Here is an 18,748-nt window from a genome sequence, read left to right as displayed (position 1 = left end):
CCAGTTCCTCCGCCGTGGCTCACGGTGTCGTTCGCGCGCCGATGACCTCGTCCTCGACCCGGCAGGTCTCGCCGATGACCAGGTCGTAGAGCGACCGCAGGAACGCCTGGTCGATGCCGTGGCTCGCGCCGTAGCGCGCGGCGCGCTCCTGCACGACGCCGATGCGGTGCGGCTGCATCATCGGCACGTCGAACTCGCGCTTGTGCTCGGCGATGCGCACGCACAACCGGATGCGGTCGCGCAGCGCGTCGAGCAGGCGCAGGTCGATGCCGTCGAGCTCGGCCCGCAGTGCTTCCAGCCGGGCGTCGGGATCGGACATGTCTCGCTCCTCCTGGGTCATCCGGCACTCGGGTGGGTGTAGAGCACGGGGACCTTGCCCCGGTCGGTGCGCGCGAACAGCTCGGCGGGCACCCGCTCGACGCTGAAGCCGAGGCACTGCGCGCTGGTGAGCACCGCGCGCAACTGCTGGGCGTCGCTGAGGCAATCCACCACCGCCTGGGTCGTGATCCACTCGGGGGTGCGGCTCGAGAGCAGCAGGCGCAGCCGGTGGCCGTGCGGCTCGGGCAGCACCTGGAGCTGGCAGTCGGCGGGCTCGGTGATGCCGAGCCTGCCGAGCTGGCCGAGCAGCAGGTCGGACGAGACCACCTCGGTGTCGATGTTGAGCGAGGTCGCCGTGCGGCCGTGCAGGGTCAGCAGCCGCGCGGCGCTGCCGCACGTGCACGGGCTGGTGCGGAACGCGCCGACATCGCCGATGCGGTAACGGAACAGCGCCATCCCGGTGTCGCTGAGCGCGGTGATGACCACCTCGCCGGTGGCGCCGTCGGGCAGTGGCTCCCCCGTCCGCTCGTCGACGACCTCCACCACCACCGCGTCCTCGTGCACGTGGTGCGTAGCGCCGGACAGCTGCTCGCACTGGTAGCCGATCGGGCCGGTCTCGGAGGTCGAGTAGGCGAGCGAGCGGACGGTGAGCCGGGGCGCGGCCTCCGCGATCGCCGCGCGGCGCGCCTCGCCGAGCAGTTCGCCGATGTAGAAGAAGTACCGCAGGGAGGCGATCAGCTTCGGTGAGGACCCGGTCAGCACCTCGACCCCGTAGCCGGGGTTGGCCGCCAGCGCGTCCACGGCGTGCTCGGCCACGACCGCCGCTGTCTCGGCCGGGCTGGTCTGGCTCGCGAGCGGGTAGGAGCGGGCGTTCGCGAGGCGGATCACGTCCTGGGTGAACAGGAACGCGCCACCGCTGAGTTCGGCCGGGTAGAAGCAGTTGGCGACCCGCCTGGCGGGCGCGGACCGGGTCGCGGCGAGCAGACCCCGCGCGCCCAGCGTGCCGACCTGGTGGTTGAACTCCCAGGAGTGGTACATCATCTTGGGCTTGCTCGCGGTGCCGCTGGAACGCAGGACCATGCCGGGGCCGTCGCCGCCGAGCTGGAACTCCGGCGAGTGCGGCGGGCTGCCGTCGGCGAGTTCGCGGCTGCTGAGCAGCGGGAGCCGCCGCAGGTCGGCGGTGGTCATGCCGGGCGCGAGGTCCGGCCAGCGGCGGCGCACCGCCGGGGTGGCGAGCGCCGCGTCGACCATCGCGGTGAAGTTGAGCTCCCGCAACCGGTCCAGCTCTGCGCGGTCGACCACGTCCTGGTCGCCGGCGAGCCGGATCCGCGACGCCCGGTGGCTTCCTGGGGTGCCGGCCGCGTTCATGGGCGTGCTCCTCTTGGCGCTGCGGTGATCGGGTTTCCCAGATATACCGCGCACTTCCGGCGCCGGGACCGGTTCTGGCGGTGCCCGGCAACAAACGCGGCGTGCTCCGGTGCGACAGGGCACAACCGCAACAAATCCCTCGCGGCGGCGGGTGTGGGTGAGCACGATCGGGACGAGCACACGGACCCGAAAGGCGCACCCCATGTCTGCGATGGCCCTGTCCGCCAGAACCCTGCTGTCCCCGGACGGTCGCGCGGCCCTCGCGGCGGACCAGGACCTGGGTGGCGGGAACGTGCTGCGGTCGGCGCTGGCCGTCGCCGCGCACCCGGACCTGCCCTTCATCAGCTCCGGCAGGCCGATCGCCACGCCTCGGGGGCAGTGGCGGAGCGAGTTCAGCCTGCTCGACCTCGACGAGCTCGCGCAGAGCTGGTCGGTGCACTACCTGGAACTCGGGGTGCGGCCGCGGGACCGGGTGCTGGTGTACCTGGAGGACTCCTTCGCCTACTCGGTGCACTTCCACGCCCTGGCGCAGATCGGTGCGATCGGGGTGCTGGTCAACAGCAAGGCGCCCAGGGCATCGGCGCTGCACCTGTGCCGGCGCACCACTCCGGTCGGGCTGTACACCACCCGAACGCGACTGGCCGCGCTCGGTCCCGAGTTGTCTGAAGTGGACAGTCTGCGGTGGACGCTCACCGCGGAGGACCTGCCCGCCCCACCGCCGGCACGGCTGCCCGATTCCGCCCGGTTCCGGCACGCGCCGGAGGACCCGGTGTCGGTACTGCACTCGTCCGGCACCACGGGCTTCCCGAAGCCGGTGATCCAGACGCACCACTCCAGCATCGCCGGCCCGAGGTTCAGGCTCACCGACTTCGTCGACGGGCCGGAGGCGGTGATGATGGCCGCGCAGCCGCAGTCGCACCTGGGTTCGGTGATGTACGCCAACTACGCGATCCTGGCGGGCACCCCGCTGGTCCCGCTCTACGACCCGACCGGCGCCGAGCTGGCGGGCGCGATCGCCGAGTACCGGCCCACCACGGTGATGGCGTTCGCGCACGCCTTCGCCGAACTGGCCGAGGTCGAGGTCGCCGACGGCGCGCTCGACTCGGTGGACGGCTGGGTCACCATGGGCGACGCCATCCACGAGGCGCACCTGCGGGCGATCCTCGCCAAGCGCAACCCGGAGCTGCCCCCGGCGGTGTTCTACGACCGCTTCGGCGCGACCGAGCTGGGCTGGGGAATCATGGTGCAGCCCCGGTCCCTGGCCTCTCAGCGCAACGACCGCTGCGTCGGCCGCCCCGACGCGGTCGCCGAGGTGGCGGTGCTGCGGCCCGACGGCACCCGCGCCGAGCCCGGCGAGATCGGGTTGTTCGGGGCGAAGGGCCCCACCATCACCGCGGGCTACTGGAACGACTCCGACGCCACCTACCGCAGCAGGCTCGGCGGCTGGTGGCTCTCGGGAGACCTCGCCTACCAGGACGCCGACGGCGACTTCTACCAGGTCGACCGGGCGGTGGACGCGATCGAGACCGAGCACGGCACCGCGCATTCGGTGCGGCTGGAGGAGTTCCTGCTCAGCGAGGTGCCGGTGATCTCCGACTGCACCGTCGTCGCCGGGCGCCACCGGGGCCGGACGGTGCCGGTGGCCGTGGTCGCCACCGCCGACGCGGGCCTGACCCCGGACACGCTGCTGGACACCGCGAACGGGGCGCTGCGCTCGGCGGGTTTGCTGGAGCTGGCTGTGCTGGAGCTGGCCACGGACGAGGGCGACATCCCGCAGGGCGTGACCGGCAAGGTGCTCAAGCGGCAGCTGCGGGACAAGTACGCCGCCCTGGAGGAACTGCTGGCCGCGGGCTCGACCTCGAAGCTCGCCACGACCCTCTCGGAGGCGTGATCGTGTACTCGCCGTTGCGGCCCGCCGACCCCCGTTCGACCGCACCGGTGGAGCGGGTCGTCAACTGGGTCTACAACCCGGACGACTTCAACCCCAGCCACCTCGACAAGATCATCGCGGACATCACCGACAGGTGGAACGCCCAGGCAGCCCGGCACGGGTTCGGCTTCCGGTTCATCCCGGCGAGCGAACTCACGCCGACCTGCGTCGACCGGCCCCGGCTGTGGCGCGGCGGGGTGGACCTGCTGGAGACCCGGCAGTGCTACATCGTCGACGACATCGGCAACGACCAGCAGGCGGTGTCCTACCTGCACGGGATCTCCCGGATCATCGACGCCAGCGACTCGCTGGTGCTCAACCACGCCATGGCCGCGCCGGAATGGCTCGAGCGCGACAAGCTCGCGATGATCGGGCGGGCGGCGCAGCTGGGCCTGGCCGTGCCGAAGACGGTCGCCCTGCCGTTCCGCAGGCACGCCCGCGAAGGTCTGGCGGTGGTGCGCCGCGAGATCGGCGACGGCCCCTACATCCTCAAGGCCCGCGAGTCCGGCACCGGGTTCGGCGTGCTCAAGGTCGACACCTTCGAACAGTTGCGGTCCGCGGTGGACATCGCGGCGCAGACCGGCAAGGGCTACCTGGTGCAGGAGTTCCTGCCCAACACCGGCGACCTGAGGGTCGCGGTGGTGGAGGGCGAGGTGGTCACCGGGATGCTGCGCGAGCAGGTCGCCGGCCGGTACCTGTCCAACATCGCCCAAGGCGGGGAGGCCACCCCCGACACCGATCTCTCCGGCGTGCTCGACGACTGCCTGCGCGTGGTCGGGGCGCTGGGCGCCGACTACCTGTGCGTGGACTTCCTCATCACCGAGCGCGGTCCGGTGTTCGGTGAGTGGTGCACGGTGATGGCCAACTTCTCCCAGTTCCCCGAGCCCGCGCGGACGGACCTGGCGGACGCCTTCTTCCGGTGGGCGGGCCGGTTGCTCGACCAGCGCAGCCGGGGCTGAGCGGGATGCCCCGCTCAGCCCCGCGCGGCCTGCTCGGCTTGCTCGGCCGCCATCCACTCGGTGGCGAGCATCGCGTACACGGCGAGGTCGACGCGCTCGCCCTTGAGCATCTCGCCCTGCACGAAGAACGCCTCCCGGCGCATGCCGAGGCGCTCCATAAGCCGCTGGGAGCTGTGGTTTTCGCCGTTGCACAGCCCGATCACGCGGTGGAAGCCGTGTTCTTCGAAGGCCAGGCGCAACACCTCGCGCCCCGCCTCGGTGGCGTAGCCCCGGCCGGCGTGCTCGGGGTTCATCACGAACCCGATCTCGGCCCGGCCCAGCTCGGCGCTGATCCACTCCAGGTTGAAGTCACCGATCAGCTTGCCGGTCTCGCGCAGCACCACCGCGATCGCCAGGTTGTCGCCCTCGGCGCGCAGCTCCGTCTGGCCCACCCTGGTGGCGAGCGCGGCTTGGACCTCCTCGCGCGAGCGGGCGTGCCACAACACGTACCGCGCGACGTCGGGGCGGCGCTGGATGTCGTGCAGGTCGTCGAGATCGGACTCGGTGAACGAACGGAGCAGAAGTCGTTCCGTCACAACGGGTCGCATGGCTGGAGTAGCTCCGAATCGTTGGCTCACTTGGGAAATCACGGCGCGCGGTGGTCCCGGGCGCTGCCGTGGCGCTGCGATGCTAGCAGTCCCCGGCGAAGCGGTGCGGCCGCGCGGGCGGGGTGTGGCCGATGAGCAGGACCCCGCTGGTCGCGCTGATCGGCGCGGGCGCGATCGCCACGGTCGGCTCGACGATGACGCTGATCGCCGTGCCGTGGTTCGTGCTGCAGACCACCGGCAGCGGCCTCACCACGGGTGTGGTCGCCGCCGCGGAGACGCTCGGGTTGGTGCTGTCGGTCGTCCTGGCCGGACCGCTGATCGACCGCTACGGCGCCCGGCGCGCGAGCATCGCCGCCGACCTGTTCACCTGCGTCGCGGTGGCGGCGATCCCGCTGGTGCACCACGCGATCGGGGTGCCGTTGTGGCTGCTCGTGGTGCTGGCGTTCGGGGTCGGTGCCGGACGTGCACCGTCCCGCAGCGCGAAGCAGGTGCTCATGCCCGCCGTGCTGGCCGTCACCGGCACCAAGGTGTCCCGGGGCACCGGCGCGGAAGAGGCGGCGCAACGGGTCGGCGACCTGCTCGGCGCGGTGCTCGGCGGTCTGCTCATCGCGGCGACCAGTCCCACCGCGGTGTTGCTGGCCGATGGCGGAGCGCTGCTGGTCGCGGCCCTGTTGGTGGCGTTGTTCGTGCGCGTGCCCAGGACGCGGGGCAGCGGCGGCACCAGCTACCTCCAAGAACTGCGGGAGGCGTTGGCGTACCTGCGCCGCGATCGGCTGCTGGTGGTGCTCGGCGCGAGCAACGCGAGCGCCAACGCGCTGACCACCGGCCTGCTCTCGGTGCTGCTGCCGGCCTTCGGTGTGCTGGTGTGGCACGACAGCACGCTCGTCGGCGTGATCATCGGTGCGGCCAGCGGCGCGAGCGTGCTCGGCACCGCCTGCTACGCCCTCTGGGGATCCGGGGCGCACCGCTGGCGCACCTTCGCGTTCTGCGGCCTGGTCTCCGGGCCACCGGTGTACCTGGTGGTGGCGCTCGACCCGGCGCCGGTGGTGCTGGTCGGGCTGCTGGCACTCGGCATGCTAGCCAACGGCGCGATCAACCCGGTGATCGCGGCGGTCAAGTACGACCGCGTGCCGGAACCGTTGCGCGGCAGGGTTTTCAGCGCCCTGCACGCCGTCGGCAGCGCGGCGATGCCGATCGGCTCGTTGGCGGCGGGGGTGCTGCTCGACGGCATCGGCCCGCACGGCGCGGCATACGCGTTCAGCGGGTTGTGCCTGCTGGCCGCACTGTGCCCGTTCGTTTTCCCCGTGTGGCGGCAGATGGACGACGTGCCGGCCGCGCAGGGCGTCGATGCGCCGGGCTGACCGCACGTGCCGTCCGCAAGAACCGCTGTGTCCGTGCGCAACAAAGCCGGTTCGGTGCGTCCGCGTGATGCCTAGTGTGAAAGGGAAAGGGGGATCCGCGCTGTCGCCTCCGGCGCGGACCGCTTGCTGCGCAGGGAGATCACGTGTACCTGAGTTCGCCTGATCCGGCCTCGGAGCGGGTGGCGAGCACCGGCCCGTCACCGGGGGTCGTCACCGCCGTGCCGCGCTGGCCCGCTCCCGGCCCCGCCGTCCCGGTCGACTGCCACCGGGAGGTTCCGGCGCCGCTGCGGCACCGGCTCGGCGCGACGGCCGACGCCCTGGGCACGACCGTCGACGCGCTGCTGCTGGCCGCGCACCTGGCCGTGCTGCGGGCGATCACCGCCGAACCGGCCCCCGTCACCGGACTCGTCACCGGTGCGGCCGTCCGCGCGGTCTCGGCGCAGGTCGCCGGCAGGCGCTGGACCGAACTGGTGAGCGGCGCCACCGAGGTGCGCGGCGCGCCCGGTGGCCAGGCACTCGGAGGCGCACCACGCGGGGAGCAGCAGGTCGAGGCCGTGCTCGACCTGTCGCCGGAGGGTGCGCGCCACGAGGCCGTGCTCGGAGTGCGTTTCTTCGCGGGCGCTCTCACCGTGACCTCGCGCTCCGACCTGCTCTCCGCCGACGCGGTGGCCAGGATCGCCGGGTACCACCTGGCCGCCGTACGGCTGCTGTGCGCTGACCCGGACGCCGTCCACCGCGTCGAGGACCTGCTGGACGCGGCGGAGATCCGCCACCAGCTCGACGAGCTGTCGGGACCGCGCGTCCCCCTCGGTGACCGGATGACCGCTCAGCTCATCGCCGAGCAGGCCGCGCGCGAGCCGGACGAGGTCGCTGTCTCGCACCGCGACCGGAGCTGGACCCACGGGGAACTGGACGCGCGGTCGGCCGAGGTGGCCGCCGCCCTGCTGGAGCGCGGGCCGGCGGTCGGCGAGATCGTCGCCGTCGTCACCGATCGCGGCCTCGGCTGGGCCGCCGCCGTGCTCGGCGTGCTGCGTGCGGGCGGCGCCTACCTCCCCGTCGACCCGGAGGCGCCGGCGGGGCGGATCGCCTCCGTGCTCGACCGGGCCGGGTGCCGGGTGGTGCTGACCGGGCAGGGGGTCGAGCCCGGCGCGTGGGCGGCAGGGCGCGCGGTGCTGCCGATCGACGGGCTCCTCGGCACCGGCGCCCACGCCGACCCGGTCCCCGTCTCCCCCGGTTCCCTGGCCTACGTCTACTTCACCTCCGGCTCGACGGGGACGCCCAAGGGGGTGATGTGCGAGCACGGCGGCCTGCTCAACCACCTGCTCGCCAAGATCGCCGACATGGAGCTCGCGGCGGGCGAGGTAGTGGCCCAGACCGCCGCGCAGAGCTTCGACATCTCGCTGTGGCAGCTGCTGGCGCCGCTGCTGTGCGGGGGCAGTTCGCGGATCGTGGACGCGGAGGTGCTGCTCGACGCCGACGCCTTGGTCGAGGAGCTGACCACCGGGCGCGTGCGGGTCGCCCAGCTGGTGCCGTCCTACTTCGAGGTGCTGCTGGACCGGCTGGAGAGAGGGCCGGGCGGGTTGGGTGCCGTGCGGGCGCTGTCGGTGACCGGCGAGGTGCTGCGCCCGGACCTGGCGCGCCGGTGGTTCGCCTGCTGCCCCGGCACCACGCTGGTCAACGCCTACGGCGCCACCGAACTGTCCGACGACACCACTCACGCCGTGTTGCGGCACGCGGACGAGCAGGTGACCCTCGGACGTCCGGTGCGCAACGTGGAGGTCTCCGTCCTGGACGACACGAAGTCGTTGCTGCCGCTCGGTGCGCCGGGCGAGATCGCCTTCTCCGGTGTCTGCGTGGGTCGCGGGTACCTCGACGACGAGGAGCAGACCGCGCGGGCCTTCGTCCCCGACCCGCACCGGCCGGGCAGGCGGCTCTACCGCACCGGGGACATCGGCCGCTGGCTGCCCGGCGGGCGGCTGGAGTTCCTGGGCCGCCGCGACGAGCAGATCCGGGTGCGCGGTGTCCGGGTCGAGATCGGCGAGATCGAGCACCGGCTGGCCGGCATCGACGGGGTCACCTCGGGCGCGGTCGTGGTCGACAGCGGCGCGGGGCGCGAGCCCATCCTGGTGGCGTTCTTCACCGGGTCCGGCGCGCTCGACGGTGGAGCGGTGCGCGGGCGGCTGTCCGAGCAACTGCCCGACCAGCTGGTGCCCACCTACGTGCACCGCCTGGACCGGCTGCCGCTCACCGCGAACGGCAAGATCGACAAGGTGGTCCTGGCGACCGTCGCGGCGACGCTCGGGCACGCCGACGGGCCGTACGCGGCGCCCGTCACACCGACCGAACGCGCGCTCGCCACGGCCTGGGCCGAGGTGCTGCACGTGCCGCTGGAGCGGATCGGGCACGCCGACCACTTCTTCCGGCTCGGCGGCACCTCGCTGTCGGTGGTGCGGTTGCTGCTGCGGCTCGACGGGCTGGTGTCGCTGCGCCAGGTGCTCGCGCACCCGGTGCTCTCCGAGCTGGCGGCGGTGATCGACGAGCAGCGCCCGACGCCCGCGCCGCCACTGCTGCACCAACTGTCCGATGTGGACCACGAACCGGTCGCGACGCTCGTCTGCTTCCCGCACGAGGGCGGCAACTCGGTCAACTTCCACGAGCTGGCCCGCGAGCTGCGCGAGCACGGGGTGCGGGTGCTCGCGGTCGAGTTGCCGGGGCACGACCTCGACGCGGAACCGGGGCAGCTGGCCGAGGTGCCCGCCATCGCCGAGGCGGTGCGGGCGGAACTGCGGGCCCACCTCGGGGCCGACGCCCCGCTGCTGCTGTGGGGCCACAGCAGCGGCGCCGCGCCCGCGCTGGCCCTCGCCCGTCTCCTCGACCGCGACGGCGAGCCCGCGCGGCGGGTGTTCCTCGGCGCGGTCCGGCCCGCCACCGACTCGGAGCTGCGCGCGGAGGACGTGCGGGTGGCCGCCCTGGACGAGCGCGACCTGGTCACCGCGATGCTGGAGGACAGCGGCTACATCGAGGTCGACGGCGGCAGTCCGCGCCGTGCCCGCGTCGTCGGCGCCGCCTACCGCCACGACGTGCGCGCCGCCAACCGGTTCTTCCGCGACGTGCTCCGCGACCCCGGGGCACACCGGGTGGCGGCACCGGTCGACATCGTCGTGGCGGCCGACGACCCGCACACCGCCGGGGCGCGGGAGCGCCTCCCCGCCTGGGCCGGCCTCAGCGACGTGCTGACCCTGCGGGAGCTGCCGGAGGGCGGCCACTACTTCCCGAGCAGCCGGGCCGCCGAGGTCGCCCGGATCGTGCTGGGGGCCTGTCCACGCCCGACGAGCCCGAGGAGCCTGGTGTGAGCACCGACCACGTGGAGCTGACCGGCCGGATCTCGGCGGGGCCCGACGACCTGCTGCGCACCGAGGTCCTCGAACCGCAGTTGCGCTTCGAACTCGCCACCCTGCTGCCGCAGTACGTGCGGCTGGAGAAGGTCCTGCTCGTCGAGTACGCGCGAATGGGCCTGCTGACCGGCGCGCAGGTCGGCGACATCGACATCGCGCTCGACGCGGCGACACCGGAGGCGGTGGGACGCGTCGCCGGGGCCGCCATGAGCGATCTGGCGTTCGGCCTGGAGCGGTTCGTGACCACGCGTCTGCCCGGCGTCCCGCCCGCCTGGCACGTCGACCGCAGCCGCAACGACCTCCAGGCGTCCGCGCAACTGCTGCACGGCCGCGCCCGCCTGCTGGACACCGCAGACCTCCTGGTCGAGCTGGGGCGGGCGGCGAGCAGGCTCGCCGCCCGCACCGCGCACCTGGTGATGCCGGCGTACACCCACTCCCAGGCCGCCCAGCTCGTCAGCCCCGCGTTCTACTTCTCGGCGCTCACCGAGCAACTGCTGCACACGCTGTCGCGGCTCGAACCGGTGTACCGCACCGCGAACACCTGCCCGATGGGCGCGGGCGCGATGGCCGGTCAGGAGTTGGCCTGGGACCGCGACCGCATGGCACGGCTGCTCGGGTGCGACAGCGCCCAGCGGCACGCGTTGCGCGCGGTGTCCCAAAGGGACTGGGCGCTGGAGGCGTGCGCGGAGTTCTCCATGCTGGGCGTGGCGCTGAGCCGCTTCGTCACCGACCTGATGACCTGGGGTGGCACGGGCTACGGCTTCATCGACCTGCCGGACGACTGGTCCGGCATCTCCTCGGCGATGCCGCAGAAGAAGAACTTCCCCGTGCTGGAGCGGATCCGGGGCCGCACCGCGCACCTGCACGCCGCCTACCACGGCATCGCCACCGCGCAGCGCGCCACGTCCTACAGCAACTCCGTCGAGGTGTCCAAGGAGGCGAGCGCGCAGGTGCCCGCCGCGTTCGACCACCTCGCCTCGATCGCGCGGCTGCTCACCGGCGTGCTCGACCGGCTCTCGTTCGCCGAGGATCGCCTCGCGGCGGCGTGCGCGGCGGAGTACTTCGGCGGCTTCACCCTCGCCAACCAGCTGACCTTGCGCGCGGACGTGCCGTGGCGCACCGCCCAGGTCGTCGCCGGGCGGTACGTCGTCGCCGCCGTCGGCGCGGGGCGAGCGCCCACCGATCCCGATCCAGCGCTGCTGGAGGACGCCCTGGCCGATCACGGGTACCGCACGCCGCACTCGGCCGCGATCCTGCGCGAGTCCATGGACGTCACCACCGCGCTCGCGGCCAAGCGCACCGCCGGGTCCACGGGGCCGGGGCCGGTGCGCGACCTGCTCGCCGCGCAGGACGCCGAACTCGACCGGCTGGCGGCGGACTGGGCCGCGCGCCGCGCCTGCGTCGCGGACGCCGACACCGCGCTCGCGGCCGCACTCGCCGAGGCGCGGCAGGACAGGCGGGTGCGGTCGTGACCGGGACGGTGGGCAGTCTCGCCGGTCCCCGACCGCTCTACCGGGGCGTCACCGGCGTCGGCACCGCTTTCGGGGTGTTCGGCGAACTGCTGCAGGGCGTGCTGCCCGAGCAGGACGGCGACTTCCTGGTCACGCTGCCGATCGCGCGCTGGTCCGTGGCGACTTTCCGGGGCAGCGCCGAGGCGGGCGAGCTGACCGTGTGGCCCCCGCACAAGACCAAGGCGCTGCGGCTGGCCGGGATGGTCCTGCGGGACGCGGGCCGCCCGGTCGCGGGCGAGATCCGGATCGACAGCGGCCTGCCGGAGGGCAAGGGCATGGCCAGCTCCTCCGCGGACCTGGTGGCCACCGCCCGCGCCGTGGCCACCGCCTTCGGGATCGACCTGCCGCCCCGGCGTCTCGAGACCTACCTGGCGGGCATCGAACCCACCGACGGCGTGCTCTACCCGGGGGTGGTCGCCTTCTACCACCGCAGGGTGGCGCTGCACTCGGTGCTCGGCTCGCTGCCGGCGATGACCGTCGTCGGGGTGGACGAGGGCGGGCAGGTCGACACCGTCGAGTTCAACCGCATCCCCAAGCCGTTCACCCTCGCCGACCGGCGCGAGTACGCCGGGCTGCTGGCGCGGATGACCGACGCGGTGGGCCGCGGGGACCTCGCCGAGGTGGGCCGGGTGGCCACCCGCAGCGCGCTGATGAACCAGGTGCTGCGCCCCAAGGCGCTGCTGGAGCGGGTGCTCGAGGTGTGCCGCGAGGTCGGCGGGCTGGGCGTGGTCGCCGCGCACAGCGGGACCAGCCTCGGGGTGCTGCTGGACCCGGCGGTTCCGGGCTACCCGGAGCAGGTCGCGGCGGCGGCGGGCGCGTGTTCGTCCATCGCGGGCAACGTCGCGGTGTACCGGTGTTTGAGTTTCGACGGACTGGAGCGGCGCTGATGCTGAACGAGAGCCTGATCGACGCGATCGGCGGGACCCCGCTGGTGCGACTGCGGACCGGTTCCGAGCGCGGCGTGCTCGTCCACGCCAAGCTGGAGATGCAGAACCTGTTCGCGATGAAGGACCGGGTCGCCAAGAACATCATCACCCGCGCTCGCAGGTCCGGCGAACTGGCCGAGGGCGCGCCGATCGTGGAGAGCTCCTCCGGCACGATGGCGCTGGGGGTCGCGCTGGTCGGCACCCTGCTGGGCCACCCGGTGCACATCGTCACCGACCCGCGCATCGACAAGATCACCATGGCCAAGCTGACCGGTCTCGGGTGCTCCGTGCACGTGGTGTCCGAGATGGACGGCAACGGCTGGCAGGGCGCTCGACTGTCCAAACTGGACGAGCTGATGACCACGCTGCCCGGCGCGTTCTGGCCGAGGCAGTACTCCAACCCGGAGAACCCCGCCGCCTACCGCGCACTGGCCGACGAGCTGGTCGCCGAACTGGGCGAGGTCGACGTGCTCGTCGGCGCGGTCGGCAGCGGCGGCTCGCTCTGCGGCACCTCGCGGGCGCTGCGCGAACGCCTGCCCGGCCTGCGGGTGATCGGTGTGGACTGCGTCGGCAGCGTCCTGTTCGGACAGCAGGACTGGCCGCAGCGGCTCCAGAGCGGGCTGGGCAACAGCCTGCACCCGCCGAACCTCGACCACGAGGTCATCGACGAGGTGCACTGGCTCAACGACCGCGAGGCGTTCGAGGCGACCAGAGCGCTGACCAGGGAGGAAAAGCTCTTCGGCGGCAACACCTCCGGCTCGGTGTACCGGGTGCTCACCTGGCTCGCCGCCACCGCGCCGCCCGGCACCCGCGTCGTCGGCATCCTCCCCGACCGGGGCGACAGGTACTCCGACACCGTGCACGACGAGGCGTACTGGGCCGAGCGCGGTCTGCCCGACCTGCCGCTCGCAACCACCCCGCGCCGGGTCGCGGCGGGCGTCCAGGTGTCCAGCTGGTCCTACCGGGTCAACGACAGCGACCGGCCGCCGCTGTTCGTCTTCGTCGAGGCGAACACCACGGGCACGGGCATGCGGGCCCTCGGCGTCGCCCGCGAACTCGGCTACCGGGCGGTGCTGGTGACCAACCAGCCGGAGCGCTACCACGGGCTGGCCGACACCGGTGCCACCGTCGTCACCTGCGACACCAACGACGAGGACGCGCTGGCGCTCGCCGTCGCCAGGGTCTCGGGCAGGGACCCGGTGGCCGCCGTGACCACGACCAGCGAGTTCTACCTCGCCACGGCGGCCCGGCTCGCGGCCCGGCTCGGCCTGCCCGCCGCCGACGCCGACGCCGTCGAGCGCTGCCGGGACAAAGCCGCGCTGCGGAGCGCGCTCGCCGACGCGGGGGTGCGGCAACCCCGCTTCGCCGTGGTCACCGAGGCCACGACGACCGGCGACGCCGTCGCCGTCGCCGGACTGCCGTGCGTGGTGAAACCGGTCGGCGACTCGGGGTCGACGAACGTGCTGCGGTGCGCGACCACGGCGGAGGCGACAGCGCAGGCCGCCACGATCCTCGCCGTCACCGCGAACGCCCGGGGCCAGGCCACCCGGCGGGCCGCGCTGGTCGAGCAGTACCTGGACCAGCCGGAGTACAGCGTCGAGATGTTCGGCACCGGCAAGGAGCAGCGGCTGCTCGGCATCGTCGAGAAGACCGTCACCCCCGGCCCGCACTTCGTCGAGACGCGGCACGTCCTGCCCGCCGCGCTGCCCGCCCCGGTGGCCGAGGAGGTGGCATCGACGGTGCGCGCCGCGCTCGCCGCGGTCGCACTCGAAGCGGGTCCCAGCCACACCGAGGTCAAGATCGGCCCGGACGGCGCGTCCGTGGTCGAGATCAACCCGAGGCTGGCGGGCGGCATGATCCCCGAGCTGTTCCGGCTGACCACCGGAGTCGACCTGCTCGACGCGCAGGTCCGCGCGGCGGCCGGCGCGGAGGTCGAGCTGCCGGAGTCGGTCGACGGCCACGCGGGCATCCAGTTCCTGCTGCCGCCGGAGGCGGGCGTGCTCGACGAGGTGACCGGCGTGGCACTGGTCGAGGCACTGCCCGGCGTACGAGCGGTGACGATCACCGTCCAGCCGGGGCAGCAGGTGGCGCCGCCCGTCGACTTCCGGGGCAGGGCCGGGTACGTGATCGCCACCGCGCCCACCCGCGCCGAGCTGGTCGAGACCCTGGATCGAGCCGCCGCGCTGATCGGTTTCCGGCTGCACCAACCACAGGCGCGCCCGGTGTCGGCCTACCCGCTGGTCGACCGCGCCGCGCGGGAGACCCGCTCCACCGTCGAGGTCGGCGGGGTCGCCATCGGACCGGACACCTTCACGCTCGTCGCCGGCCCCTGCGCGGTCGAGTCCCCGGAGCAGACGATCGAGGCGGCGAGGCTGGCCAAGGCGGCCGGCGCGGTGCTGCTGCGGGGCGGCGCGTACAAGCCGCGCAGCTCCCCCTACGGCTTCCGGGGCCTGCGGGCCGACGGGCTGCGCATCCTCGCGGAAGTACGCGCGGAGACCGGGATGCCGGTGGTCACCGAGGTGGTCGACAGCCGCGACGTGGAGCTGGTCGCCGACTGGGCCGACATGCTCCAGGTCGGCACCAGGAACATGCAGAACTTCGGCTTGCTCGAAGCAGTGGGCGACAGCGGGAAACCGGTGCTGCTCAAGCGCGGCATGAGCGCGACCGTCGAGGAGTGGCTGTTGGCCGCCGAGTACATCGCGTTGCGCGGCAACAGTGACATCGTGCTGTGCGAGCGCGGCATCCGCACCTTCGAACCCTCGGTCCGCAACACCCTGGACCTGTCGGCGGTGCTCCTCGCGCAGGCCCGCTCGCACCTGCCGGTCGTGGTGGACCCCTCGCACGCCGCCGGACGGCGTGAGCTGGTGCGACCGCTGGCCCGCGCCGCCGTGGCGGCGGGCGCGGACGGCGTGATGATCGACGTCCACCCGGACCCGGCGTCGGCGCTGTGCGACGGCCCGCAGGCACTCACCTCATCCGACCTGTCCGGCCTGGCCGGGCAACTCGAGGACTGGGCCGCGCTGGCCGGCCGCCTGCCCCGGCAGCTGCTCGACCCGGAGCGCGGGGCGGTGCGGTGATTCAGCTCTGCGTGGAGGCGCGGGCCTCCACGGCGTCTCCGTCGTGGAGCGCCTGTGCGTCGAGGCCGGGGAGCCGGTCACGCTGCACCCGGTCGGCGACGGCGGCGGGCTGACCGAGCCAAGGCGCACAGGGCAATCCTCGACCACATCAGGGACTGGTAACCCCACCCGCCGCGGGCATCTCACACAACCGGCGACGGCACAGCGGAGGTACGCGGCGTACCTCCGCTGTGCGTTCGTTCGGGGCTTTCGCCCACGTCCGCTCCCACAGCCGCCGCTCTGTGCAGGAACGCCCCGGACGAGCTGTGTCTGAGGACACTGCAGAACTCCTGGGGGTAGAGGACGAACCCTGTCCTACCGGGTCGCGAGAGTAGACCCGCACACGGCACCAGGCCGTTGTTATCAAAGGAAAAGCGGACATGAATGTGGTCAGTGCGTTGGGTTCGGTCAAGTGGATCGCCGTGCTCCTCGCCGTTGTCGCGTACACCGTTCTGGGCGGTGTCTGGTTCGCCGGCTTGTTCGCCAAGCCGTACGCCACGGCCCTCGGCAGGGAGAGCACCCCGAAGCCGACCCAGCCGGCGTTGTTCTTCGGCGGTCCAGCCGTCGCAACGTTGTTCGTCGTGACGACCACGGCGGCGCTGATGTCCGCGCTGGGCATCGAGACCGTCGTCGACGCGGTCGTGTTCGCGCTGGTGGTCGGGATCGGTTACCTGGCCGCGAACACCGTCATCATCGCCATCAACCCGAACATGCCGCGACCGCTGTCCTACAGCCTGATCTCCGGTGCCTACCACCTCGTCGGCATCGTGATCACCGCGCTGATCCTGGTGGCGTTCTGATCAGGTAAGAAGCCGCTGCGGAGTCGTTGTGCCGTCTGGTGAAAGACTTGATCAGCGTCGCGGTCGGCGCGGACTACGTCCACCCGCTCGAAGTGTCGGCACCCTTGCCGCATTCCCTCAGGGCGTCACGGCCGACTCTCGGCGGTGACCATCCGGATGAGCGTGCCGACCAGCTCGTCGGCACTGGTACGCCACTCGTCCGCGCCGAGGTGCCCGCTGTGCTCCCACCCTGCGATGCCGTGCGCGCCGGTCAGCAGCAACGCGCGGTATGGCTTGCGGATGCGCGGGCGCCACTTGGCGAGCAGCTCCATGACCTCAACCCGACGACCACCCACCACCCCGGGTGGTCGTCGGTCTTCCGCGCGGGCGCTACGAGGTCGGGGGTCCTACCGGGACACGTCGATCGCCGAGGTGGTTCACCAGCTGCACAGCAGGAGAAGTGCCGTTGGTGACCATGGTGGTCGTGACGGTGATCTGGATCAGGCCTGGCTGCGCGTGGTGGAATGAACCGTTGGCGCACTGGGTGTTCACCAGCTGGTAGTCGTCTGTTGTGGACTGTGCCGTCACCGACACGTTGCCCGCCTCCAGCACCGCCACGTCCATGTGCCCGTGGAAGGTCGCGACCGGGGTGGACGTCGACACCGCAGGGTTGAAGACGTTGAAGCCGACATCGGTGTTCATGGTCTCGTTGGTGGTGCCGTAGGTGATGCTCGACCACGCCGCCAACGGCCGGGTCGCCGCACCGGCGACGAAGCTCGTCTGGTTCCAGGTGCACGCCGTCACCGACAGGTCGTCGGGGGTCTGGTTCCAGATCGTCGTGTACAGCGTGTTGGCGTCGCAGTCCTGGTAGTGCGTGTACAGGCTCCACCCGTTCTGGTTGCCGAACACGTCCTGCGGCAGCGCGCCGTTGTTCCAGATGTCGGCCAGCGCCGCCTCGCTGGGGCAGTCGCCGGAAGAGGCGCCCGAGGCGAGCAGGTTCACGTCGTAGGCCCCGCCGGGCAGGGCGACGCTGTACTGCGCGCCCTGCGGGCCGTTGACCGGGCCCTGCGACTGCGGGTATTGCGCCCACAGCTGGTTGCCGTACCGCGACGGGATCAGCGCCTGCATGATCGCGAGCGAGTAGCCGGGCGTGGCCGCTTCCACCAGTTGCCCGGTCAGCTCGGCCGACCAGTTCAGCTCGCCGTCGGCGATGCCCGACTGGAAGGCCTGCATCTGGGCCCAGCTCTGCAGGACCGAGTTCTCCGTGGACCCGGCCGCCGCCAGGATGCCGGTGTAGGCCTCGCTCAGCGCGCCCCACAGGTCGGCGAACGCGCCCTCGAACGTCGCCAGGGGGTTCTTCGTGGTCGTCTCGTAGACGTTGTAGGCCGTGCTCATCAGGTTCGCCACCACCGAAGCCACCGGCCCCAGCGCCGACAGCGCGGTGTAGACGGTGCCCTCGACCAGGGCGAGGACCGTGGCGCCGGTGTGCGACTGGGACCCGAGGCCCACGTCCGCGCCCAGTTCGTCCAGCAACGCCTCGCTGTCGATGAAGAACGAGTTGATGAACCCGGTCAGCTCGCCGAACAGGCGCTGGATGTCGTCGGCCAGGCTGAGCTGCTGCTGCAGCGAGGTGACCACCGCGTTCCAGTCGGTGGCCGACACCCCCGTCGGGCACGTGGCCGAGGAGCCGATGAACAGCGACAGCGTGAGCGGGCTGATGGTGAGGTCGCTGTAGGACTGCTCGACGGTCATCGTGCGCGGCAGCAGGTCGGCTTGCTGGAGCTGCTCGTTGATCGAGTCGTAGGCGTTGCCCTGGCCGCCGGTGTAGGCGGGGAACTGCCCGGCCGGCAGCCCGAGGATGCCCTGCACCGGGTAGGTGGGCCACAGTGCCCAGGTCTGCGCGGGCGACCCGGTGTAGGTGTCCACCACCACGGGTGTGCCCGCCGCCGTCGACCCGCCTTGAACGGTGAGCGCGAGCGTCCCGTTGCCCAGCGAGCTCATGAACGCGCCGTCGGTCAGGGTGAAGACTTCGTTGTTCTCACCGTTCGCACGCCAGGCGATGACCTGGGTGCCCGGCGTGGTCAGACTCGCGGTGACGTTCGCGCACAGGCCGTTCAGCCGGTTGACCAGGAGGTTGCCGTTGACGCACCACAGCTGGTTGGGCCGTGGACCTTGCGGCGCCGGCGTGGAGGTCCGCGGGTTGAGCACCAGCGGTGTCAACGGCTGGCCATCGGCACCGGCCAGGTCCAGGACGAACTTCGTGCCGGTCGGCTCGGACAGGTCGCTCACCACGAACGAGTGCCAGTTCTGCATGACTGCCCACTTCCCACGGCTGGATTACGCGACCGATGGCAACACGTCCGCCCCGAACCCGCCAGGAGGGTCACCCGGAGGTGTGTCACCTTGAATTGCCACACCTGGCACGCGCGGTGATCCTCATCGCGACGGCTCAGCCCGCCCTGCCGGGCGGTTCCGCGCGAAGAGGCTGCCTGTCCCAC

Annotated in this window: 13 protein-coding genes; 8 read left to right on the top strand and 5 right to left on the bottom strand. The window is 72.4% G+C overall.

Translation table 11 applies throughout. The features are described from left to right. Positions 1-19 precede the first annotated feature (19 nt). Positions 20-319, bottom strand: a complete 300-nt coding sequence (locus L6E10_RS35410; RefSeq protein ID WP_236224526.1) for a chorismate mutase family protein — start codon at positions 317-319, stop codon at positions 20-22. A 17-nt stretch (positions 320-336) separates the two neighbouring features. Beyond that, entirely contained in the window at positions 337-1,686 is a 1,350-nt protein-coding gene (locus L6E10_RS35405; protein ID WP_236224525.1) for a hypothetical protein, read from the bottom strand. A gap of 202 nt (positions 1,687-1,888) precedes the next feature. Between L6E10_RS35405 and L6E10_RS35400 the strand changes: the two genes are divergently transcribed. Both L6E10_RS35400 and L6E10_RS41045 read left to right on the top strand, forming a co-directional pair. Continuing rightward, positions 1,889-3,577 carry a class I adenylate-forming enzyme family protein gene (locus L6E10_RS35400; protein WP_236224524.1) on the top strand — a complete coding sequence of 563 codons (1,689 nt, stop codon included), beginning with the start codon at positions 1,889-1,891 and terminating at the stop codon, positions 3,575-3,577. Further along, a complete protein-coding gene (locus L6E10_RS41045; RefSeq protein WP_236224523.1) occupies positions 3,574-4,575 on the top strand; it encodes a RimK family alpha-L-glutamate ligase in 1,002 nt (333 codons plus the stop codon). Before L6E10_RS35400 ends, L6E10_RS41045 begins: the two co-directional genes overlap by 4 nt. A gap of 14 nt (positions 4,576-4,589) precedes the next feature. On the opposite strand, the gene L6E10_RS35390 is transcribed toward L6E10_RS41045, so the two are convergent. Beyond that, on the bottom strand, positions 4,590-5,162 hold the full coding sequence (locus tag L6E10_RS35390; RefSeq protein WP_236224522.1) for a GNAT family N-acetyltransferase: 573 nt from the start codon (positions 5,160-5,162) through the stop codon (positions 4,590-4,592). A gap of 131 nt (positions 5,163-5,293) precedes the next feature. On the opposite strand from L6E10_RS35390, the gene L6E10_RS35385 reads away from it, so the two are divergent. The 6 genes from L6E10_RS35385 to L6E10_RS35360 all read left to right on the top strand — a co-directional run bounded on the left by L6E10_RS35385 (position 5,294) and on the right by L6E10_RS35360 (position 16,271). Then, on the top strand, positions 5,294-6,523 hold the full coding sequence (locus L6E10_RS35385) for an MFS transporter (RefSeq protein WP_236224521.1): 1,230 nt from the start codon (positions 5,294-5,296) through the stop codon (positions 6,521-6,523). 143 nt (positions 6,524-6,666) lie between these two features. Then, a complete protein-coding gene (locus L6E10_RS35380; protein WP_236224520.1) occupies positions 6,667-9,876 on the top strand; it encodes an amino acid adenylation domain-containing protein in 3,210 nt (1,069 codons plus the stop codon). Continuing rightward, positions 9,873-11,390, top strand: a complete 1,518-nt coding sequence (locus L6E10_RS35375) for an argininosuccinate lyase (protein ID WP_236224519.1) — start codon at positions 9,873-9,875, stop codon at positions 11,388-11,390. The genes L6E10_RS35380 and L6E10_RS35375 overlap by 4 nt, the downstream gene beginning before the upstream one ends. Further along, on the top strand, positions 11,387-12,316 hold the full coding sequence (locus L6E10_RS35370; protein WP_236224518.1) for a kinase: 930 nt from the start codon (positions 11,387-11,389) through the stop codon (positions 12,314-12,316). The genes L6E10_RS35375 and L6E10_RS35370 overlap by 4 nt, the downstream gene beginning before the upstream one ends. Then, positions 12,316-15,432 (top strand): 3-deoxy-7-phosphoheptulonate synthase, encoded by a 3,117-nt coding sequence (gene aroF / locus L6E10_RS35365; RefSeq protein ID WP_236224517.1) that lies wholly within the window; start codon positions 12,316-12,318, stop codon positions 15,430-15,432. Before L6E10_RS35370 ends, aroF begins: the two co-directional genes overlap by 1 nt. Positions 15,433-15,851: 419 nt before the next feature. Continuing rightward, positions 15,852-16,271, top strand: a complete 420-nt coding sequence (locus tag L6E10_RS35360) for a DUF1761 domain-containing protein (protein WP_236224516.1) — start codon at positions 15,852-15,854, stop codon at positions 16,269-16,271. A gap of 125 nt (positions 16,272-16,396) precedes the next feature. Here L6E10_RS35360 and L6E10_RS35355 read toward each other — a convergent pair whose 3' ends face one another. Next, on the bottom strand, positions 16,397-16,582 hold the full coding sequence (locus L6E10_RS35355) for a hypothetical protein (protein ID WP_236224515.1): 186 nt from the start codon (positions 16,580-16,582) through the stop codon (positions 16,397-16,399). A 58-nt stretch (positions 16,583-16,640) separates the two neighbouring features. Continuing rightward, on the bottom strand, positions 16,641-18,563 hold the full coding sequence (locus L6E10_RS35350) for an RICIN domain-containing protein (protein WP_236224514.1): 1,923 nt from the start codon (positions 18,561-18,563) through the stop codon (positions 16,641-16,643). Positions 18,564-18,748 lie beyond the last annotated feature (185 nt).

The organism is Lentzea sp. CC55 (assembly GCF_021056325.1).
Classification (GTDB): Bacteria; Actinomycetota; Actinomycetes; order Mycobacteriales; family Pseudonocardiaceae; genus Lentzea; species Lentzea jiangxiensis.
Note: the sequence above shows the minus strand (reverse complement) of the source record. Positions and strands in the feature narration are given on the sequence as shown.

What these genes read in the sequence shown, in the direction of transcription:
- L6E10_RS35405 (WP_236224525.1), bottom strand. Translation starts at nt 1,686, where the DNA reads ATGAACGCGGCCGGCACCCCAGGAAGCCACCGGGCGTCGCGGATCCGG.
- L6E10_RS35360 (WP_236224516.1), top strand. Translation starts at nt 15,852, where the DNA reads ATGAATGTGGTCAGTGCGTTGGGTTCGGTCAAGTGGATCGCCGTGCTC.
- L6E10_RS35350 (WP_236224514.1), bottom strand. Translation starts at nt 18,563, where the DNA reads ATGCAGAACTGGCACTCGTTCGTGGTGAGCGACCTGTCCGAGCCGACC.
- L6E10_RS35390 (WP_236224522.1), bottom strand. Translation starts at nt 5,162, where the DNA reads ATGCGACCCGTTGTGACGGAACGACTTCTGCTCCGTTCGTTCACCGAG.
- L6E10_RS35400 (WP_236224524.1), top strand. Translation starts at nt 1,889, where the DNA reads ATGTCTGCGATGGCCCTGTCCGCCAGAACCCTGCTGTCCCCGGACGGT.
- L6E10_RS35355 (WP_236224515.1), bottom strand. Translation starts at nt 16,582, where the DNA reads ATGGAGCTGCTCGCCAAGTGGCGCCCGCGCATCCGCAAGCCATACCGC.
- L6E10_RS35410 (WP_236224526.1), bottom strand. Translation starts at nt 319, where the DNA reads ATGTCCGATCCCGACGCCCGGCTGGAAGCACTGCGGGCCGAGCTCGAC.
- L6E10_RS35385 (WP_236224521.1), top strand. Translation starts at nt 5,294, where the DNA reads ATGAGCAGGACCCCGCTGGTCGCGCTGATCGGCGCGGGCGCGATCGCC.
- aroF (WP_236224517.1), top strand. Translation starts at nt 12,316, where the DNA reads ATGCTGAACGAGAGCCTGATCGACGCGATCGGCGGGACCCCGCTGGTG.